This is a genomic window from Patescibacteria group bacterium, from assembly GCA_041653535.1.
Taxonomy (GTDB): Bacteria; Patescibacteriota; Patescibacteriia; order JACRDY01; family JACRDY01; genus JBAZFH01.
Genome location: JBAZFH010000020.1, coordinates 1 through 3,514 on the forward strand (window position 1 = coordinate 1; position 3,514 = coordinate 3,514).

At 42.0% G+C, this 3,514-nt stretch carries 4 protein-coding genes; all 4 read left to right on the forward strand.

From position 1 onward, the window contains the following. The coding region (locus tag WC310_05930) for an Nramp family divalent metal transporter (protein MFA5359321.1) at positions 1 to 1,329 on the forward strand (1,329 nt) is incomplete at its 5' end. A 208-nt stretch (positions 1,330 to 1,537) separates the two neighbouring features. Beyond that, positions 1,538 to 1,798, forward strand: a complete 261-nt coding sequence (locus tag WC310_05935; GenBank protein MFA5359322.1) for a thioredoxin family protein — start codon at positions 1,538 to 1,540, stop codon at positions 1,796 to 1,798. A 9-nt stretch (positions 1,799 to 1,807) separates the two neighbouring features. After that, a complete protein-coding gene (locus tag WC310_05940) occupies positions 1,808 to 2,353 on the forward strand; it encodes a permease (protein MFA5359323.1) in 546 nt (181 codons plus the stop codon). Between the two features lie 130 nt (positions 2,354 to 2,483). Beyond that, positions 2,484 to 3,374, forward strand: coding sequence for a hypothetical protein (locus WC310_05945; GenBank protein MFA5359324.1), 891 nt, complete (start codon positions 2,484 to 2,486; stop codon positions 3,372 to 3,374). The last annotated feature ends 140 nt before the right edge of the window (positions 3,375 to 3,514 follow it).

The window sequence follows — 3,514 nt, forward strand, 5'->3', positions numbered from 1 at the left end:
ATCATTCTCGCTCTGGGCTTAGGCTCGGGCGAAGTCATCCTCTGGCCGTACTTAGTTTCAAACTTCGGGCTGGGCATTGCCTGGGGCGCGGTACTCGGAATTAGTTTTCAATTTTTCATGAACATGGAAATAGAGCGCTACACACTCGTCAAAGGAGAGTCCGTGTTCGTGGGCATGCACCGGCGCTGGCGCTGGTCTGCCTGGTGGTTCATCGCCTCCACCTTCATCGGCTTTGGCCTGCCCGGCATCGTCGCGGCCGGCGCGCAAACATTTTCGTTCATCTTCGGCGTTGCCAACTTCAAATGGGTAGCGGCGTTCTTTTTGGTTCTCATCGGCCTCATCCTCTCGTTGGGAGCGACGGTCTACGACATGATGGAACGCGTTACCAAAACGATTATTTTTCTGGGCATCCCTTTTATTTTAGGCTTAACCTTGATGCTGGCGCGGGGAACCGACTGGAGCCTGCTCGCGCAAGGCGTAGTCGGTATTGGGGATGGCTTTCGGTTCTGGCCCGCGGGCATGTCGCTGGCGGTATTTTTGGGCGCGTTCGCCTACGCCGGCGCCGGCGGGAATTTAAACCTAACACAGTCAATTTACATCCGCGAGAAGGGCTACGGCATGGGCAAGTACTCGCAAAAAATCGCCGGACTTTTCCGCAACGTGCGCCAGACCCAGCACGTCAAACTCACCGGCGAAGACTTTGCATTAACAAAACAAAATATCGGCAACTTCCGCGCCTGGTGGCGACAGGTCAATACCGAACACCTGCTGGTGTTTTGGTTTCTGGGCGCATTAGCCATGTGCCTTTTGATGCTCTTATCATCCGTTACGGCTTATGGCAACCCGACAAACGCGCAAGGGATTCAATTTGTCATCAACGAAGGCTTGGCCATCGGCAACCGGCTCGGCGCTTGGGTCGGCACGCTCTTTTTGTTCGTCGTGTCGGTCATGCTTTTTCAGACGCAATTAGGAATTATGGACTCCACTTCGCGCATTATGTCGGAGAACTTTGCTTTGAAACGATTAGGTAAAAATTTAGCGGGAGAAATCAACGTATCCAAAATTTACTTTGCTTTCGTTTGGGCGCAAATCGCTTTTGGCATTATTTTATTCGCCTTCAACATCTATGAACCAAAATCTTTAATTGTTGCCGGAGCCGTCATCAACGCGTTTGCTATGTTCGTGCATGTAGGTATGGTCAACTGGATGAACTACAAAGTTTTGCCCAAGACTTTCCAGGCCGCGCTTTGGCGCAAGGCGGTTATATTCGTTGTCTTCCTCTTCTTCGGCTTCTTCAGCGCCCTGACGCTGTGGGATAAACTTTTTTAAAGCTCAAATCAACAGGCCAACCATCAAGGTGGTCTTTGTTTTTGGCTATGTTTGAATGAAAAAACTTAAACTTGACAGTAAAATTTGAAAGTATTAAAAGACCTTGGGCTAGTATCATCAAAACAAGAAGGCTTAAAAGTCATTTATTCAATCAATAAAAAGACCCTAAAGAAATATTCAAAATTATTAAATAATTATTTAAATTCTTATGGAGAATAAAATAATGAGTATTCAAGTTTTGGGTTCGGGTTGCCCTACCTGCAAAAAATTATTTGAGCTGACAAAACAGGCCGTTGGCGAGCTTGGTTTGAAGATAGAAGTGGAATATATTACCGACATTCAAAAAATTGTTGCCATGGGTGTAATGTCCAGCCCGATTTTAGCCGTAAATGGAAAACCGATTATAGATGGCTTGTTGCTTGAGATTAAAAAAATTAAAAATGTAATCAAGGAAAACATAAAAGAATAAAAATATTTTATGGATATTTTTTACCCTATAAAATTATTGGTTGATTGGCTTACATACAGCGTTTTCCACTTAGCGGCAAAAACTATTTTTGCCGAATCGATAAACTTTTTTATCTACGACACGATAAAAATTTTTATTTTACTGGTGGTTATTATTTTTGCCGTCTCAATTATCAGATCGTTTTTGCCGCCGGAAAAAGTCCGCAATATTTTATCAAGAAAAAATAAATACCTCGGCAATTTTCTTGCCGCAACGCTGGGAATTATTACGCCATTTTGCTCTTGTAGTGCCGTTCCGTTATTTTTAGGGTTTGTAGAGGCGGGCGTTCCGCTTGGCGTTACTTTTTCGTTTCTTGTCGCTTCGCCAATGATTAACGAAATCGCCTTAGTTCTTCTTCTGGGAATGTTTGGGTGGAAAGTCGCTTTAATTTATATTGTTAGCGGTTTAATAATCGCGATTTTCTCGGGTATTGCCATTGATAAATTAAAAGTTGAAAATTTGGTTGAAAATTTTGTTTTCAAAAATATTCCAAAAAATTCGAAAAATGGGAGTTAAGGGAAAATTCGGGTGCTTAAAAATTTGATTTTTGTTCATACCTTAGATAAAATGCCAGTATAATTTACAACTAATCGTAAATCTAAGAGTATGCTATATAAAAAAATGTCCAGTTTGCCAAGCGTCGAAAGTGATTAGAAAAGGAAAACGACGCGATGTTCAGAGGTATCAGTGTGTTGCCTGCGGAGCCAATTTTCAAAACAAAAGACGAAAACAAAAATTGCTCGATAAAATTCAGAACGAATATATTTTTAGCCGCCAGACCGCCCAAGACCTGGGTGAAAAATACCATCGGAGCCGAAAGTGGGTTTTACAGCAATTGAAGGAGGTTAATGGCGACGATAGTAATATCATCAACATTAGTCCTCGGTCAATTGTCGTTGTGGCCGACGCCACATTTTTCTCGCGGACAAACGGCATGCTGATTTTCAGAGAGCCTAATTTAAAACGAAATCTGATCTGGAAGGAAATTCACGTTGAAACAGCTGGTCAGTATGAACAATTAAAATTGGAATTGGAAAGTCTGGGGTTTGATATTAAAGCGGTAATTTTAGACGGCAGGCCGGGCATCAGAGAAGTCTTCAGCGGCAAACCGACACAAATGTGTCAATTTCATCAGGTGGCCATTATCCGGAGATATTTGACCAGCCGACCGAAACTAGAGGCGGCTCAAGAGCTAATGGCTATCGCCAGGCAACTAACCAAAAGCGATGAAAAATGTTTTTCCGAATTGCTGATCGCCTGGCACAACAAATGGCAAGATTTTTTAAAAGAAAAAACAATCAATCCTTTTACCGGCCGATGGTTTTACACGCACAAGAGGCTAAGAGCCGCTTTTCGCAGTTTAAAAAACAATTTTCCATATTTATTCACTTATAAGAAATACCCCGAACTAAATATCCCCAATACAACCAATTCTTTGGACGGTTATATTTCAACCTTAAAAAATCTTTTAAATGTTCACCGGGGCCAAGACAGGAACAGCCGAAACAAAATAATTTGCCAAATATTGAAAAAGTAAGCACCCGAATTTTCCCTTTAACCTAAAAATATGTTAAAATGATGTCACACGGACGTGATAATGTCATAGTATAGGGAAATAGAAATGTCATAGTAAGGTATGATAATAGTATAAACTACTAACCATCATACCTATGGACT